Here is a 15278-nt window from a genome sequence, read left to right on the forward strand (position 1 = left end):
CTCCTGCGGGTGGTGCGGGCGGGGTGGGGCCGATGCCGGCCGGGGGCGGGGCCTGGTGTCAGCGGCCCTCGTGGGAGATCCACCAGTCGTCGTAGCCGGTGTCGTAGGCGAACCACGCGCCGTCGTCGCCGCTCAACCCGGCGGCTTCGGCCCAAGCCCGGAAGCCCGCGCGGCTGAGCCGACAGCCGCGCAGCTTGCTCGCGTCCTCGGCTCCCTTGCCGTACGCGCGGCTGTCGGGGGTCCACTCGGGCAGGGCCTCCGACAGGTCGACCCACGCGGCCCGGATCACCGGCCGCCACACCACGCGGACGGTGCGGGCGGGGCGGGGCCACTCGACGGTGACGGCTCCGCAGGGGCCGGGGGTGACGGTCGCGCCGTGGTGGAGTGCGTGCCGGGCGAGCCGCTGGGCGAGCGCGAACACGCTGGTGCTCGGTGAGTCGTCCTCGGTGGCGTACGCCCTTGCGCCATTTATGGTGGCGTGGTCGCCGAGCTGCTGGACGAGTTCGGCGTAGGTGTTGCGGTGGTTCACGGTGGCGCTGTTCCTTCGGTGGTGCGGGGAGGGTGGGGCCTGGTGCCAGCCGCCCGGGGTGGGGCCTGGTGTCACCCCGGGCGGGGCCGGTCAGGTGAGCGGGATGCGGCCGACGACGCGGCCGACGGGGTGGGCCCTGGTGTAGTCGGCGCGGGCGGTGTGTCCGGCCTTGCTGAGCCGCCACGCGCCGGGGACGGTTCCGGGGGTGAGGTATCCGGCCTCGGCGAGTCGGGCGGTGGCGATGCCGTCGGGGTCGGCGATGTTGGCCCCGATCCGGTCTCCGAAGACCCAGTGGGACAGGAGCGCGAAGTCCTCGGCGCTGATCAACGGGCGTTCCTCCGGGGTGTGCTCCAACTCGGCAACGAGCGCTTCGAGTTCGGCGGTCAGGGTGAGCAGCAGTTCCCGGCTGTCGTGGGCGCGTTCGTCGTCCAGTTCGTCCACGTCGCCCATGTACTTGTCGGCGGCGGCCTGGTAGGGGGCAGAGGCGTCGTAGGTCGGGATGTCCTCGAACGCGGCTTCCCACGCCTGTTCATTGCGGTAGACGCGGGCAACGAGCGCTTCGAGACGGGCAACGGTGGTGTTCACGGTGGCGCTGTTCCTTCGGTGGTGCGGGGAGGGTGGGGCCTGGTGCCAGCCGTCGCGGCGGCTGAGCCGGTTCTCTGCCGCGCAGATCAGTTCTTCGAGCTGCTGGCCGAACTGCTCGGGGGCGGGGGCCTCGCAGGTGCTGCACGCGGTCTCGGCGTACTCGATGTCCAGCCCGAGGACTGAGAGAGCCGGGGGCAGGGCGCCGTGCGGGTGGACGACCCGCAGGAACACGGGGGCGGTGATCACGAGGGTTCCGCCGCACGGGCAGCGGAGGGCCTGGGGCTCGGCGGTCACAGCACGATCCCCGCAACCTCGCGGGTGCCCCGGGTGACCAGCGCGGCCACGGCCTTGCCGATCTCGTCGTCCGCCGCGTAGCTGCACTGGCCGCAGCGGACGGTGGTGGTGCCGGTGGCGAACCCATCGACGTACACCAGCGGGGTACCGTCGGCCTGCTGGCGGACGCACAGCCACAGGCGGGCGTCGGCCTCCATGAAGTAGCCGCAGAAGCGGCAGGTGTAGACGTCCAGTTCGACGCCGTCGGGGAGTCGGTGCGGGTCGGTGATGGTAGGCATGCTGGCGCTGTTCCTTCGGGGCGGGAGAGGGGGCGGGGCCTGGTGCCTGAGCGGCCACGGCGGGGGCCGGAGAGCGTCCGGCCGCCACCGAAGCGGCTCAGACCTCCGTGCCGGTGAGCGCCGCATCGAACGGAGCCATGGCGGAGGTGATCAGTCGGTCCAGGTGGTCCCCGGCGGCCTGGCCGCACTCCTTGCAACTGACGGTGGAGGACTCGACACCGACCCCGTAGACGTAGACGCCAGGGGTGCCGTCGGGGCGGCGGTAGATCTCGAACCACAGGGGCGCTGCGGCTTCCAGCACTCCGCCGCAGAACTCACAGCCGAACTCGTCCTCGCTGGCGGTGACTTCGGGGTCGGGGAAGTCGGCAACGATCGCGGCGAACTGGTCGGCGGTCTCGTCCGGGGTGTGGTTGGGGTTCGCGGGCATGGCTTCGCTCCGGGGGTGGGGAGGGGGTGGGGTCTGGTGTCTGTGCACCCTTGGCGGGGGCCCGACGGGCGGGCCGGGCCGCCACCAGGGGCGCACGGCTCAGACGGAGCGGAAGACGTAGCCGCCGCTGTGGATGAAGTCGCAGTGCCACGCGATCATGTCCAGGGAGGGACGCCACCCCCGGCAACTCTCCATCGCGGCCCGGTACTCGTCGTCCGTCTCCATCAGCCGGTCGTGGGCGAAGTCCTCCAAGTCGTCCCACTCGCCCTCGTAGGCGTCTTCGAAGGTGTCGACGGCGTACTCGGCGCTGCCGACCAGTGCGGCGTAGGCGGTGAGGGCTTCCAGCTCGGCGACGATTCCGGCATCCTCGGCAAGTTCGGTCAGGTACTCGGCGGTGCGGCTCACGGTGGTTCTCTCTCGGGGCGGTGCGGGGTGCGGGGGCGGGTGGGGCCTGGTGTCAGGCGGCGTCGGGGGCGTCGAACAGCTCGTCCAACAGGAGGTCAAGGCCCCGGGCGAACTCCGGGTCGCGGCGCATGTCGGTGAAGGCGTCGAACAGCGCGTGCACGTCCTCCGGGTGGTCCATCCCGAGCTTGGCCAAGCGCGGCCAGTAACCGGACAGACGGATCATGTCGGCGCGGGTCATGGTGGTACTTCCGTTCTGTGGTGCGGGAGTTGAGAGGTCGGGAGGGGGCGGGGCCTGGTGCCTACGCGGCCCGGCCGTACACGGCGCTGTAGCCCTCTGCGCTACCCCGAACGATGGCGCGGACGTCTTCGCGGTACGCGGCTCCCTGGCGGGTGGCGTAGCCGTCCAGGTAGGGCTGGAGAACAGCCGTGAGCGGTTCGCCGGTGGTCCAGCCGGAGCCGCCCGTCAGGGTCGCGGACGTCCAGTGCACGGGCGGGCAGGATTCCGCCAACGCGCAGTCACGGCACAGTGGTTCGCCGGGTCGGGCGTCCATCGGCGTCAGCCACTCTTGGCAGTCGGAACACTGCGCGTAGCCCATGCCGGACAGGGCCTCTTCGATCATGGTCATGGTGATCTCGCCCGGGGACGGGAAGTCGAGTTCGCGGAGTACGTCCTCGCCATCGACGCCGTCCGGCAGGCCGACGGGCGACCCTTCGATCTCGTCCACCATCGCGGCCCACTCACGGGCGCTGTGGTCGTCGTCGTCCAGCAGGGGGTACCCGGCCAGCGCGTCAGCGATCCGGCGGGCGGCGTCGCTGGCCAGGAACGAGTCGGCGTCGTACATGATCCCGTCGCCGGTCGCGTCCCACAGCGTCCCGCACTCCCCGGCGGCGTCCGCCATGATCCGGCACGCGGCGGCCCAGTTGGACTGTGCGCGGAGCGCTTCCGATTCGTGCTGGTGCCACCCCTCCCCGTCCTCCAGCAGGGCCCCCGTGCCGTCCAGCACCATGCCCATCCGGGCCCATCCGTGGGCATCCGCTTCCGACTCCATGCGGGTCATGAAGTCGTACCGGTGGCAGTGCTGGCCGGTGGCGGAGAGGAGTTCGTCAGTCAGGGTCGCGCTCATGATCAGTTCCTAGCGATGGTGCGGGTCGGGAAGGTCAACGGGCCGTCGTGGCAAGCCAGTTGCAGGCGTACGCGCTGCCCTGGTCGCAGGCGTCCTGCATGCCGGTCGCCCACCCGTCGTTGAAGGCGGCGACCTGCCCGGATTCGGGCGTGGTCGGTTCGGCAGTGGAGTGCCCAACTGCCCACCCTCCAAAGGCAGTTGCGGCCAGCAGGGCAAGGGCGGCCAGGGTGCGGCGGGGGTTCATCGCGGGTTCTCCGGGGGTCGAGTCGGGGCGGTCAACGGGAGCGGCGGTTGCGGCGCGGGCGGCGCGCGGCCTCGGCGCGGTCGCGGTCGTACGGGCTGACCGGCGCGGGGACGTCGGCGGCCGGTTCCGCCACGGCCTCGGACGGCCCCTGTACGGCCCGCTTGACCAGTCCGGGCACCTTGCCCACCCAGTGGGCGAGAAGGGCGGTCAGGAGGGCCGCAGCGAGCCCCCCGCCCCAGTTGCCGGTCTGCCAGGGAGACCCGGCCAGCAGCATGGTCGCCCCCAGGGCGGCGGGGGTGAGGTGCTTACGCATCGTGGTCACTCGTTCCGGTCGGTCGTTCGCTTGCAGGACCAACACTGCGGCACAGGTGCGTTGGTTGTCCAACGCATCTTGCGTGATGGTCGTCACACTATGACGACTCTCGTCCCGCACTTGATCGAAGGGTGCGCGAGTAGGCGAGCGCGAGACAAAAGGCAAGCTCACGGCGGTAGTTGAGGCGCTGATCACAGCGGCGGCTAGGGCTTGACCGGGCGCGAGCCGGGGGGGTACTCCCGCGCGCGTTCCTTCACTGCCCGGGGCGTCATAGCAGCCGAGATCCGATACGAACGCCAGCCGACCCCTTCTTCTAATCCATATACGCAGCGTGACCAGCAGCAATGAACTCAGTGCCACGCACTGATTGCGGAGAGTGAGGCCGCGGGCGTCGGCGGTGTTAACCGCCCCCGCTTAATACATGTGGAGGCCGCTCCGCGCGCGTGCGCGCAAACCGCTGCTGCGGCACCCCGGCCGGCCTCCTCCCGCAGCCCCGCCAGGACACCGCTCCCCGCCGGCACTCTCTCCCCGGCCGAGGTCGAGCACCTGGCGGGGCCCTGCGCTTCAAGGAGGCCCGCCTGTACGCGAGTTCGCGCCGCGTGGCGCCTCTGCCCCCGCACTGGACCCGTCTCCGCCGAGCGGTGATGAACCGCGACGCCTGGCGCTGCCAGCACGTCCGCTACGACACCGGCGAACTGTGCGGTGAGCCCGCGCGCCACTGCGACCACATCGTCCCCGCCTCCGAAGGCGGCTCCGATGACCCCGCCAACCTCCGCGCCCTGTGCGACTGGCACGTGCTCCGCAAGGACTCCGCCGATGCCGGCCGAGCCCGCCGCCGGGCCGCCGCGGACCGCTGGCAGCCCGCCCGAAACCGCCGTCGCCACCCTGGGGAGGTTCGTTGATCGACCCGACCGAGAAGGACGCGGGCAAGATCCGCGCTGCGCTGATCGCCCTGTACGAGACCGAGTTGGACTTGGAGCCGACCGACCTCGCGCTGATCGACGCCGCTGCCCCGATGCTCTCCCGTGCCGCCCAGCTCGACGCCGTGGTGAAGCGCGACGGCCAGATGATTCCCGGCGGCAACCGCGCCGGGATGATGGTCCTTCACCCGGGCATCGCGCAGGCCCAGACCAACCGCACCCAGGCCGCCGGCCACCTCGCCAAGATCCGCGGTGAGGGCGACGGTCCGAAGCGCGGCCACAACGCGCGCGAGGCCGTGGGCGCCCGCTGGGGCAACCGAGTCTGAGAAGGGGGCCGCCGTGGCACGCCGCAAGACCCGGGCCTCCGGCCCCTCGGACGAGTCGCTGCGCATCGCGCGGACGATCGTCTACTACGAGGCGTGCCTCGACCGCGAGGTCCCGCACGCCGTTGCCCGCGAACTGTGGGCCCACGACATGACCACGCCCTTCGCGGCCGGTGAGCACGTCTCCGCTGACGCTGCCCGGCTGCTGGAAGCCCGCGCCCGCCGGGAGGCAGCCCAGCAGTAGGAGGTGGCCGTCCTGACCATCGCCTACGAGCCGGTGCGCACGATCCCGGACGACGTCCCGCACCCGCACTGCACCCTCGCGGGCGAGCTGCTGCGCTGGTCGGCCCACGCCTTCCGGCCGGACTGGAAGTACACCCCCGAGCAGTGCCGCATCCTGGCCCGCTGGTACGAGCTGCGCGACGACGCCGTGCCCGAGGACCCCAACGACCCCGAGACCTGGGGCCGGTCCTTCCGCTGGGAGTCCGGCACGCTGCGCCGCCTGAAGGGCTGGGGCAAGGACCCGAAGATGGCCAGCGTCGCCGCGATGGAGTTCGTCGGCCCGTGCCGCCTGGTTGGCTTCCGTGCCGACGGCTCGCCGATCGGCGGCCCGCCGCAGGAGGCGTGGGTGCAGATCTTCGCCACCGCCGCCGGCCAGAACGTCAACACGATGTCGGCGCTGTCCACGATCTTCAGCCAGGCCGCCATCGACCGCTACGCGATCAAGCTGGGCCAAGAGGTCTGCTACGCCTCGCAGACCGACACCGACGGCCGGCAGTGCCGCCTGGAGGCGAAGGCGTCGAGCTTCCGCGCCGCCGAGGGCGGGCGCCCGTCGTTCGCGCTGCTCAACGAGACCTGGCACTGGGTGGAGGGCAACCACGGCCCCCGCCTCGCGGCCACCATCCGCCCGAACGCGACCAAGGTCGGCGGCCGGACGATGGAGATCACCAACGCCCCGGTGATCGGCGAAGAGTCGGTCGCCGAGGGCACCTGGTACGCCTTCGAGAAGCAGCGCGACGGGATCAACCGCGACGCCGGTATCTACTACGACTCGGTGGAGGCCCCGCCCGGGGTCGACCTCGCCGACGAGCAGCAGCTCCGCGCCGCGATCCTGTGCGCCCGGGGCGACTCGGTCTGGATCAACCCGGACCGCGTGATGAAGGACATCTGGTCGGCGTCCACCACCGAGGACGAGTCCCGCCGGAAGTACCTCAACCAGCTCTCCAGCCACGATGACGCCCTGGTCGACCGCGACACCTGGGACCTGGCCACGGTCGAGCCCGCCGACGGCCTCAAGCCCGGCGAGCGCATCGTCCTCGCCTTCGACGGCGGCAAGACCGACGACTCAACCGCCCTTCTCGCCATGCGAGTTCGGGACAAGCTCGTCCAGAAGATCGCCCTGTGGGAGAAGCCCGACGGCCCGGCTGGCAAGGGCTGGGAAGTCGACGGCACCGAGGTCAACGACATGGTGGCCCACGTCTTCCGGAAGTACACCGTGGTCGGCTTCTTCGCCGACATCGCCGGGTGGGAGTCGTACGTCGCCGACTGGTCGGAGAAGTACGGCAAGCACCTGCTGATCAAGGCGTCCGGCCGTTCCTCGGTCGGCTTCGACATGCGCGGCAACCAGCGCGAGATCACCACCGAGCACATGGCGATGGTGGGTGCGATCGAGACGGTGGCGCTGCCGCACGTGCGCGACTACTCGCTGACCCGCCACACCCTCAACGCCCGCAAGCGCCCGAACAAGTACGGCATCGGCTTCGGCAAGGAGTCGCGCGAGTCGCGGCTCAAGGTCGACTTGTACGCCGCGATGGTCCTCGCCTGGATCGCCCACCGCCGCCTCACCGAGAGCGGCAAGCTCAAGCCCGCCAAGGCCCCCGGCCAGCTACAGACCCGAGGAGGGTTCTGATGTCCCTCCCCGCTGTTCTCCAGCGCGCCCGGCACGCGAAGGGCCTGGTCGACCGCGACCAGGAGCGCCTGGACCTGGTCGACCGCTACGCCCGCGGCCTGCACCGCGCACCGTGGATGCCGGCCAAGGCGAACGCCGAGTTCAAGGACCTGGTCAAGCGCTCCATCGTGAACGTCTCCGCCCTCGCGGTGGAGGCCCCGCTGAACGCGCTGCGCGTACAGGGCTTCCGCAAGCCGGGCAGCGGTGAGAACGCCTACGAGTGGAAGTACTGGCAGAAGAACCGGCTGGACGAGCGGCAGAACGCCGTCCACCGCGCCGCGCTCACCTCCGGGGCCGCGTACGTCGTCGTCACCCCCGACCCGCGCAAGGGCCGTAAGGAACCGCTGATCCGCGCCTACGACGCGATCAGCACGGTGGCCGTCTACGTCGACCCGGCGTGGGACGAGTTCCCCGTGTACGCGCTGCACGTGCCCGAGCAGCAGCCCGACGAGCACCGCACCCTCGCCTTCCTGTGGGACGACGTGGCGAAGTACACCGTCGACCTGGAGGCCGAGCCGGATTCCGCGGTGCTCTCCTCCGAGCCGCACGGCATGAACGTCTGCCCGGTGGTCCGGTTCTCCCCGGCCGTCGACCTGCGGGGCCGCACCCGGGGCCTGGTCGAACCGCTGATCGTCTCGCAGGACCGCCTCAACCAGCAGACCCTTTCGCTGCTGCTCAACGAGCACTGGGGCGCGCACGCGATCCGCTTCGCCACCGGCCTCGCGCCGGCCGAACGCCTCGACCCCGAGACAGGCGACCCGGTCCGCGACCCGGAGACCGGCGAACCTGTCTACGACGTCCCCTCGCTGGACCCCTCGACCCTGCTGATGGCGCCCAACTCGGACGCCAAGTTCGGGCAGCTCCCGGCAATGCCGACCGGCGACCTGCTGGCCTCCCGCCGCCAGACCCTCGAAGAGATCATGGGCCTGGCCGACGTCCCGCCGCACTACCTCGCCGGGTCGAACCTCGTGAACCTCTCGGCCGACGCCCTCGCGGCAGCCGAGACCTCGTTCAAACGGTCCCTCTCCACCCTCCAGGACTCGCTGGGCGAGTCGTGGGAGTCGGTGTTCCGGCTGTGCGCCGTCGCGGCCGGCCGGGGCGAGATCGAGCAGGACGAGAGCCAGGTCGAGTGGGCCGAGAAGGCAACCCGCTCCCTCGCCCAGGCCGCCGACGCGATGGTCAAGCTCATGCAGCAGGGCGTCCCGCTCTCCGTCGCGCTGCGCAAGGTGCCGGGCTTCAGCCAGGCCGATATTGACGAGGCGGTGAAGGCCGCCGAGGAAGCCGCCCGCAAGGCGGAGGCCGCCGAAGCCGAGGCCCTGAAGCAGCAGAAGGAGGCGACGGCCGGTGGCGTGGACGCCAAGAACCGCCGAAATCCTGCGGGCGGTGGCCGCGTACCAGCTCGCGCAGGAGCGGCTGGCCGGTGAGTTCGCCGCCCGCTGGGCGGAGGTGCTGGCCGCCGTCGAAGCCCGCGAGCTCGCGGGCGCGCTGACCGAGCTGGAGACCGTGTACACGGCGGCGATCCGCGAAGCCGCGGCGGCCTCCCGCGTCCTGTCGATCGCCTTCTACCGGCTGGTGCGGGCGCTGGAGACCGGCCGCGTGATCGGCGGCCCCGGCTACCGGCCAGCCGCCTCGCTCGGCTCCCTGTGGGCCGACTTCAACCGTGCCACGGGCAAGCGGACCGGCTCCGGACCGCGCGAGCCTCTGCCCGTGGACACCCGCAATCCCTTCCCCGCCGCCGACCTGGCACGCGAAACCCGCAGGGCCGAGGAGGCGTTCCGCACCGAGGTCACCGACCGCGTCGAGCGCCACGAGCGCGAGCGCGGCCGGCAGGGCTCCGCCGCCCTCGGCGACGCCGAGCTGCTGGCCTGGGAGAAGGAGTTCCTGGACGCACTGCGCACCGGCAGCAGCGGAGCGGGCGGGATGCTCGTCCAGGACGGCGGCCGGGACATGATCCACAACGCGCTGCAGGACGACCCCGGGGCGATCGGCTACTACCGCAAGACCGACAGCTCGCCCTGCTACTTCTGCGCGCTGATGGCCTCCCGGGGCGCGGTCTACAAGTCCCGGTCGACGGCCGCGTTCGGCGCTCACCCGCACTGCCACTGCCAGGCCGTCCCGATCTTCTCCCGCCGCTACCAACTCCCCTCCGAGAACGACACGTTCGCCCGGATGTGGCGCGAGTTCGGGGGCGGGTCGCTGGCCGACTGGCGCACCTACTACCGCAAGACGACGAAGACCTAGGAGAGACGTGCCCGAGACCCCCACCCCCGAGACCCCGACCCCGGCCGAGGCGATCCCCGGCGGCGTGGTGAACCCGGCCACCCCGCCCGCGCCCGAGCCCGAGCAGCCCGAGGCCCCCGCCCAGGAGAGCAGCGAGCAGAGCCCGGCCGCCCCGGCCCCGGTCGAGCCGGACTACAAGGCGCTGTACGAGAAGATGCAGGCCGACCTGGACGCCACCCGCGAGCGCTCCACCGAGGCCGGCGTCGAAGCGGACGAGCTGCGCGCCCAGGTGGCCCAGCTCCAGGAGCAGGCGCTCCGCGACCGGATCGCCGCCGAGTACGCGCTCCCGCCAGTCCTCGCCGCCCTGGTCCAGGGCGCCGACGAGGCCGCCGTGCGCGCGCACGCCGAGCAGCTGGCCGCCGCCGCCGCGCCGAAGCCGCTGCTGGGTGCCGGCGGGCTGACCCCGCACGCCGAGCCCGACCCGTACAAGGGCCTCGCCGAGAAGCTGCGCCAGCGCCGCTACGGCATCTGACCCCCACCCGCCCCACCTGAGCCGCCCTGCCCCTGGGGCGGCTTTCCGTCTCCCCGAGGAACAGCGCCATCTCTCTCAACCCCGCACGTGCCAACGCCTTCCAGAACCCGGACAAGCTGGTCCAGGTGGCCCTGGCCAACCTGAAGGACTCCGTCGTCCTGGCCGGCATGTTCGACCGCCGCCCGGCCGAGCAGTTCGTCAACGCCACCGGCCAGGTCATCAGCATCCGCCGCCCCGCCCGCCTGAAGGGTGCGGAGGAAGCCATCGACGCCAAGCGCAAGTTCAACGACACCACCACCTGGATTCAGTCGGAGAACCTGAACGAGGGCCTGCTCGAAGTCCGGCTGGACACCCACGCCTACTCCGCAGTGGACCTCTCCGACGCCGAGCTGTCGCTCGACCTGCTGTCCTTCGGCGAGCAGGTCATGGTCCCGCAGATCGACACCATCACCGAGCGCCTGGAGCGCAAGGTCGCCACCGCGATGGAGCAGTTCCCGGACGTCGCCACCGCCGCGAAGATCCCGGTCGACCTCACCAAGGCCACCAGCGACGAGGCGGCCGGCCAGATGATCCGCAAGGCGCTCGCCCGCCTGCGCGTCCAGCTCAACAAGGAGAACGTCCCCGCCGAGGGCCGCACCGCCGTGCTCGGCTCCGAGGCCGCGTTCTACCTGCTGAACTCCTCCTCCATCCTCAACGCCGCCGAGCACGCCGACGGCGGCGCGGCCCTGAAGGAGAGCACCCTCGGCCGGGTCCACGGCTTCCGCCTGGTGGAGTCCACCTCGGACACCCTCAACCCGATGGGCATCTACGCCTTCCACCGCTCCGCGATCCAGCTCGTCTCCGGCGCGCCGAACGTCCCGGAGTCCGCCAAGGGCGGCCGGAGCAGCGCCGAGGGCTTCTCCCTGCGCTGGATCAAGGACTACAACTCCGGCGCGGCGATGGAGCGTTCGTTCCTCAGCTCGTACTGGGGCGCCACCCTGGTCACCGACCTGAAGAAGGGCGAGACCGACTGGTCGAAGCCCGCCAACATCGTCAAGGTGCGCGGCATCAAGGTCGCCTTCACCGGCGAGCCGACGCCGCTCGCCCCGGCCGCGTGACGGCAGCCGGGCTGACGGTCGACGCGCTGTTCGCCCGGCTCGGCCGCCCCGCCCCCGAGCCGGACGCTCCGGACTGGGCGCGGGCGTCCGCCGCGATCGAAGACGCCTTCTGGGTGATCCGCGCCCAGGGCCACCCCGCGTGGTCGCCCGAGCGGCACCCACCGGTGATCCGCACCCTGGCCCTGGCCGTCGCCGAACGGCGCTTCCGCAACCCCGAGGGGTACGTGCAGGAGCAGGCCGGAGAGGTGTCCTACCGCATGGCGGACGGCACGCCGGTCGGCCTGGCGCTCACCCGGGGCGAGGTCGCCCTGATCGAGCGGGTGGCCGGCCGGGGCGGCCTTCGCTCCGTCCAGGCCCGCCGCGAGGTCGCCTCGCGCGGCCTGCGCACCGGCTACCCCTTCCCGTCCCCCGAAGACTCCTGGGGGGCCACGTGAGCCTGCTGGAACGGGGCCGCACCCCCGTGACCGTCCACACCGTCCGCTACGTCGATGACGGCTACGGCGACCGCCGGCCGACCGCCGGACCGTCCGCCACCTACGCGGCCTGGGTCGCCCCCGTCGGCGACGCCGCAGGCTGGCGCGCCCCCGTCGGCGCACAGGTCGGCTGGTCCCCGCCGATCCGCCGCAAGATCGTCTTCCCGCCGAACACCGTGATCGACAAGTGGTCCGCCGTGGAGTTCGCCGACGAGGGCGACCCCGGCACCCGCTGGACCGTGGTCGACGCCCCGCGCGCCCACCACGGCGCATCCGACCGCATGCGGTTCGTCACCGTGATCGTGGAGGGAGGCGGCCAGAGTGGCGGAGATCCGTCCTGACCTCGACGCCGTGATAGCCGGTCTCCCCGGCGTGATGGGCGCCCTCAAGCTGGAGGCCGAGGAACGCAAGGCCCGCGTCACCGCGAAGGCCGCGCTGCACATCGACACCGGCGAGTTCATCGCCGGACTGAAGGTGAAGCGGCACGCCAAGGGCTACGCCATCGTCAACGAGGACCCCCTCGCCGCCCACAAGAACTGGGGCGGCTTCAACGAGCGCGCCGGCCGCCACGTCGACGGCATCCACGCGATGGAGGCCGCCCTGTGGTGACCCGCGAGCCGTACCTGATGCCCGACTCCGAACGCCTCGTCCTGGAAGCCCTGCGCACCGTGCTCCCGGAGCACCGCTGCGCGGTCTACCTGCCCACCGACTGGCAGCCCGCGCTGCGGGCCAGCGGCGGCCTGGTGATCGCCCGCCGGGTCGGCGGCGTGATGCGCGACAAGCGCTACGTGGACGAGGGCATGTTCGTCGTCCAGACCTACGCCACCAGCCGCGCCGACGCCTCCCTACTCGCCCGCCGCGCCCGCGCCGGCCTGGTCCGCCTCTGCTTCGAGCAGTTCGGCAACACCGAGGGCTACCTGAGCCGCTTCCGCGAGGCCACCGGCCCGTTCGCCACCACCGACCCGATGACCGAGGCACAACCGGAGTTCTACCGGTTCTCGGCCAACTACATGATCACCACGAGGCCCCGCTAGCGGGCCGGAAAGGAGTCAGCGATGGCTGCTGACGACGCCCCGGTCCTGGTACCGGGCACCGGATACATCTACGTCGCCCCGCCGGGCACCGCGCTACCGGACCTGAGCCAGCCGGGCTTCGACCCGAAGGACAACACCAAGTGGGGCCCCGAGGGCCTGACCTGGAAGTCCATCGGGAACACCTCGCTGGACAACGGCATCGAGATGTCGGTCGACGGCGACGAGCCCGAGGTGCTGGGGAGCTGGCAGAACAAGAGCCTCAAGACCACCGACCCCGGCAAGACCTACGCGGTGACGATCAACCTGTCCGACTTCACCGCGGAGTCCTACAAGCTGTACTACGGCACCGACAAGGGCCTCGACAGCAAGGGCCTGTTCTCCATCCCGACCAGCCCGGCCGCGCAGAACCGCGCGCTGCTGGTCGCCGCCGTGGACGGCACCAAGGCCGTGGTCTGGCACTACCCGAAGACCAGCATCATCGGCGCGGACTCAGTGACGATGGACCCGGCCGCGCTCGGCGAGATGCCGGTGAAGGCCACCGTGGTAGCCCTCAACCAGTCGACCCCGCTCGGCACCGTGACGCCGGTCTTCGACCTCGACGCCGGACTTCAGCCCGCCGCCTGATCCTCCTTGTCGGAAAGTGCCGGCCGCTCCGGGGACTGGCCGCCCCGCAGCTCCGCCCGCAGCCTGCGGATCGCTCGAATAGCGACGATCATGTCCCCGACGAGCCGTGGAATCCACCGCCTGAGCAACAAGTTGAGGGCCGGAAACAGCACGCCGCCCCCGCCGACAGTGAGGGCCAGCCAACCCGGAACCTGCACTTCACAACTCCTCAGATCTGTGGGCAGATCGGGAGTTGACCTGTTCATAGGCAGGCTCGACCCGACCTACCGCAAGCGATAAGCGAATCGAGACCTGCCGGTGCAGGTTCTCGGAAGGGACGCTGGGGATGTTTTCCGGTGTCCCGAGGCTCTCCGTGGGGAGCCCGTTGATTCTCCGGTGGGGTTCGGATCGAGTGTTCCGTCATGCATGCCTTCCTCTACAGCACCGGCTGCAAAGTTACGCTGCACAAAGGGGCTTTACCGCGTAGCGGCTTCGCGTTGCCAAACGCTAGGGGGGCCAACCCCACAGCTAGTTTCGTGACTGTACGTCAGCCCTGTCAAACCACCTGGAGTACACCCTCTTGACCACCCTGAACTACGCGGATCTGGATGCCGAGGCGCGCCGGACCGAGCACGGCACCGGCCTGCCCTTCGTTGCCAAGAGCGGCAAGAAGATCAAGCTGCGCACCATCGAGACGTTGCCCGGCGCGGACCTGAGCGCCGCGCTCGCGCTGCTGGACCTCGTGCAGTCGAAGAAGGTCAGCAACGAGCGCCGGATCGGCGCGATCTCCGGTCTGCTGGTCGCGGTCGCCTCCCACAAGAAGGCGATGCGGGAGACCGTGGACGCGCTGCCGCTGCCGGAGCAGATGAAGATCCTTGAGGGGTGGATGGAGCACGCCGCGCCGGGGGAAGCCGCGGCCTGATCAGGCTGCTGGACGAGCATGGCGCGGAGATCGCCGCCGACCTGCGGCGCTTCTACGGCGTCGATGTCCTGGACTGGTTCCGGGGTCGGCACTCCGCCCGCTACGTCCTCGCCCTGATCGGGACGCTCCCTGACGACTCCGCCACGGTGGCCGCTCTGCGCGGTGGCCGTGAGGCGCTGGGCTGGGACGCCGGGACGTACGTCCTGGCGGACCTGGTGGACGCCGTCCAGGCGCTCACCCACGTCCAGGTGGCCAAGGCCGCGAAGAACCCCCGCTCCGTCGAGCGGCCGAAGCCGTACCCGCGTCCGTACGCCAAGAAGTCCCGCCGGCCGACCGGCGCCAGCAACCCCTTCTCCGCCGCGCTCCAGCGCGAGGTCGGCGAGGGGGGCGGCCCGGCCGTGGCCGAGCCTCTTTCCCCCCATGCAGAAACGTTCCGCCTTCCGGCGGCCGTGCTCGCGCGCTCCGCCGCGCCTGAGCGGCCCGCGCCGGTCCGACTCACGTAGGAGGTGAGCCTGTGGCCGGTCCCGGTGGCAAGGAAGCCGGGCGCGTGCACGTCCGGGTGTTGCCCGACACCTCGGACTTCCGCCAGCGCCTCAAGCAGTACTTGGAGATGCTGGAGAAGTACACCAAGCTCTCCGTCCGGCTCGACCTGGACACCTCGGGCGTCAGCGCCCGGCTGCGGGAGCTGACGCAGGACCGCACCACCCGGGTCAACGTCGTCGCCGACACCGGCGAGGCCGCTGCCCGGATCGCCGCGCTCACCCGCGAGCGATCGGTCCGCATCCGGGCCGAGGTCGACACCGTCCCGGCCGAGGACGGACTCCGGCGCTTCACCGGGGGCGGGGGCCGCCGTTGGCGGCTGGGCATCAACGTCGCCCTTGCCCGGGGCGGCGTCGCCCGGGTCACCTCCGGGCTCCGGAGCATCGGCTCGGGTGCCGCGGACGTCGCCCGCAACTTCGGGCGGCTGTTCACCCTCTCGATCAGCCAGACGGCGTCCGCGCTGGAGG

The 15278-nt window shown here is 71.4% G+C and carries 25 protein-coding genes; 16 read left to right on the top strand and 9 right to left on the bottom strand.

Annotated features, from left to right (window positions below):
• Positions 1-58: 58 nt before the first annotated feature.
• The 8 genes from ACFUEL_RS09290 to ACFUEL_RS09325 form a co-directional block, all read right to left on the bottom strand.
• Positions 59-529, bottom strand: a complete 471-nt coding sequence (locus tag ACFUEL_RS09290; protein ID WP_380235441.1) for a hypothetical protein — start codon at positions 527-529, stop codon at positions 59-61.
• A 90-nt stretch (positions 530-619) separates the two neighbouring features.
• Positions 620-1360 carry a hypothetical protein gene (locus ACFUEL_RS09295; protein ID WP_380235442.1) on the bottom strand — a complete coding sequence of 247 codons (741 nt, stop codon included), beginning with the start codon at positions 1358-1360 and terminating at the stop codon, positions 620-622.
• 44 nt (positions 1361-1404) lie between these two features.
• Positions 1405-1686 (bottom strand): hypothetical protein, encoded by a 282-nt coding sequence (locus tag ACFUEL_RS09300; protein WP_380235443.1) that lies wholly within the window; start codon positions 1684-1686, stop codon positions 1405-1407.
• Positions 1687-1783: 97 nt separating this feature from the next.
• A complete protein-coding gene (locus tag ACFUEL_RS09305; protein ID WP_380235444.1) occupies positions 1784-2113 on the bottom strand; it encodes a hypothetical protein in 330 nt (109 codons plus the stop codon).
• Positions 2114-2212: 99 nt separating this feature from the next.
• Positions 2213-2518: an antirestriction protein ArdA gene (locus tag ACFUEL_RS09310; protein ID WP_380235445.1), complete on the bottom strand. Its 306-nt coding sequence runs from the start codon at positions 2516-2518 to the stop codon at positions 2213-2215.
• 52 nt (positions 2519-2570) lie between these two features.
• Positions 2571-2756: a hypothetical protein gene (locus ACFUEL_RS09315; protein ID WP_380235446.1), complete on the bottom strand. Its 186-nt coding sequence runs from the start codon at positions 2754-2756 to the stop codon at positions 2571-2573.
• A gap of 61 nt (positions 2757-2817) precedes the next feature.
• Positions 2818-3642, bottom strand: a complete 825-nt coding sequence (locus ACFUEL_RS09320; RefSeq protein WP_380235447.1) for a hypothetical protein — start codon at positions 3640-3642, stop codon at positions 2818-2820.
• A gap of 275 nt (positions 3643-3917) precedes the next feature.
• Positions 3918-4199, bottom strand: a complete 282-nt coding sequence (locus tag ACFUEL_RS09325) for a hypothetical protein (protein ID WP_380235448.1) — start codon at positions 4197-4199, stop codon at positions 3918-3920.
• A 644-nt stretch (positions 4200-4843) separates the two neighbouring features.
• On the opposite strand from ACFUEL_RS09325, the gene ACFUEL_RS09330 reads away from it, so the two are divergent.
• From ACFUEL_RS09330 to ACFUEL_RS09390, 13 genes are all read left to right on the top strand, one after another.
• Complete coding sequence (locus ACFUEL_RS09330; RefSeq protein ID WP_376052978.1) at positions 4844-5101, top strand: HNH endonuclease; 258 nt, start codon at positions 4844-4846, stop codon at positions 5099-5101.
• Positions 5098-5445, top strand: coding sequence for a hypothetical protein (locus ACFUEL_RS09335; RefSeq protein ID WP_380235449.1), 348 nt, complete (start codon positions 5098-5100; stop codon positions 5443-5445). The genes ACFUEL_RS09330 and ACFUEL_RS09335 overlap by 4 nt, the downstream gene beginning before the upstream one ends.
• 13 nt (positions 5446-5458) lie before the next feature.
• Complete coding sequence (locus ACFUEL_RS09340) at positions 5459-5686, top strand: hypothetical protein (RefSeq protein WP_380235450.1); 228 nt, start codon at positions 5459-5461, stop codon at positions 5684-5686.
• A 3-nt stretch (positions 5687-5689) separates the two neighbouring features.
• Entirely contained in the window at positions 5690-7351 is a 1662-nt protein-coding gene (locus ACFUEL_RS09345) for a terminase (RefSeq protein ID WP_380235451.1), read from the top strand.
• Positions 7351-8814 (top strand): phage portal protein, encoded by a 1464-nt coding sequence (locus tag ACFUEL_RS09350; RefSeq protein WP_380235452.1) that lies wholly within the window; start codon positions 7351-7353, stop codon positions 8812-8814. The genes ACFUEL_RS09345 and ACFUEL_RS09350 overlap by 1 nt, the downstream gene beginning before the upstream one ends.
• A complete protein-coding gene (locus ACFUEL_RS09355; protein ID WP_380235453.1) occupies positions 8774-9631 on the top strand; it encodes a hypothetical protein in 858 nt (285 codons plus the stop codon). Before ACFUEL_RS09350 ends, ACFUEL_RS09355 begins: the two co-directional genes overlap by 41 nt.
• A gap of 7 nt (positions 9632-9638) precedes the next feature.
• Complete coding sequence (locus tag ACFUEL_RS09360; RefSeq protein WP_380235454.1) at positions 9639-10142, top strand: hypothetical protein; 504 nt, start codon at positions 9639-9641, stop codon at positions 10140-10142.
• A 125-nt stretch (positions 10143-10267) separates the two neighbouring features.
• Entirely contained in the window at positions 10268-11239 is a 972-nt protein-coding gene (locus ACFUEL_RS09365; RefSeq protein WP_380235455.1) for a P22 phage major capsid protein family protein, read from the top strand.
• Positions 11236-11673 carry a hypothetical protein gene (locus tag ACFUEL_RS09370; protein WP_380235456.1) on the top strand — a complete coding sequence of 146 codons (438 nt, stop codon included), beginning with the start codon at positions 11236-11238 and terminating at the stop codon, positions 11671-11673. The genes ACFUEL_RS09365 and ACFUEL_RS09370 overlap by 4 nt, the downstream gene beginning before the upstream one ends.
• Positions 11670-12053: a hypothetical protein gene (locus tag ACFUEL_RS09375; protein WP_380235457.1), complete on the top strand. Its 384-nt coding sequence runs from the start codon at positions 11670-11672 to the stop codon at positions 12051-12053. The genes ACFUEL_RS09370 and ACFUEL_RS09375 overlap by 4 nt, the downstream gene beginning before the upstream one ends.
• The gene (locus ACFUEL_RS09380) at positions 12034-12321 is read left to right on the top strand and encodes a DUF5403 family protein (RefSeq protein ID WP_380235458.1); all 288 of its coding nucleotides are present in this window, start codon (positions 12034-12036) and stop codon (positions 12319-12321) included. The genes ACFUEL_RS09375 and ACFUEL_RS09380 overlap by 20 nt, the downstream gene beginning before the upstream one ends.
• Complete coding sequence (locus ACFUEL_RS09385) at positions 12318-12746, top strand: hypothetical protein (RefSeq protein ID WP_380235459.1); 429 nt, start codon at positions 12318-12320, stop codon at positions 12744-12746. The genes ACFUEL_RS09380 and ACFUEL_RS09385 overlap by 4 nt, the downstream gene beginning before the upstream one ends.
• A 21-nt stretch (positions 12747-12767) precedes the next feature.
• Positions 12768-13370, top strand: a complete 603-nt coding sequence (locus ACFUEL_RS09390; protein WP_380235460.1) for a hypothetical protein — start codon at positions 12768-12770, stop codon at positions 13368-13370.
• Here the strand turns inward: ACFUEL_RS09390 and ACFUEL_RS09395 are convergent.
• Complete coding sequence (locus tag ACFUEL_RS09395) at positions 13355-13567, bottom strand: hypothetical protein (protein WP_380235461.1); 213 nt, start codon at positions 13565-13567, stop codon at positions 13355-13357. The genes ACFUEL_RS09390 and ACFUEL_RS09395 overlap by 16 nt on opposite strands.
• A 362-nt stretch (positions 13568-13929) precedes the next feature.
• On the opposite strand from ACFUEL_RS09395, the gene ACFUEL_RS09400 reads away from it, so the two are divergent.
• The 3 genes from ACFUEL_RS09400 to ACFUEL_RS09410 form a co-directional block, all read left to right on the top strand.
• Positions 13930-14271: a hypothetical protein gene (locus ACFUEL_RS09400; RefSeq protein WP_380235462.1), complete on the top strand. Its 342-nt coding sequence runs from the start codon at positions 13930-13932 to the stop codon at positions 14269-14271.
• On the top strand, positions 14232-14774 hold the full coding sequence (locus ACFUEL_RS09405) for a hypothetical protein (protein ID WP_380235464.1): 543 nt from the start codon (positions 14232-14234) through the stop codon (positions 14772-14774). Before ACFUEL_RS09400 ends, ACFUEL_RS09405 begins: the two co-directional genes overlap by 40 nt.
• Positions 14775-14818: 44 nt before the next feature.
• A partial coding sequence (locus tag ACFUEL_RS09410; RefSeq protein WP_380235465.1) for a hypothetical protein occupies positions 14819-15278 on the top strand: 460 nt, incomplete at its 3' end.

It is taken from the genome of Kitasatospora sp. NPDC057198 (assembly GCF_042670125.1).
In the GTDB taxonomy this organism is placed as follows: domain Bacteria; phylum Actinomycetota; class Actinomycetes; order Streptomycetales; family Streptomycetaceae; genus Kitasatospora.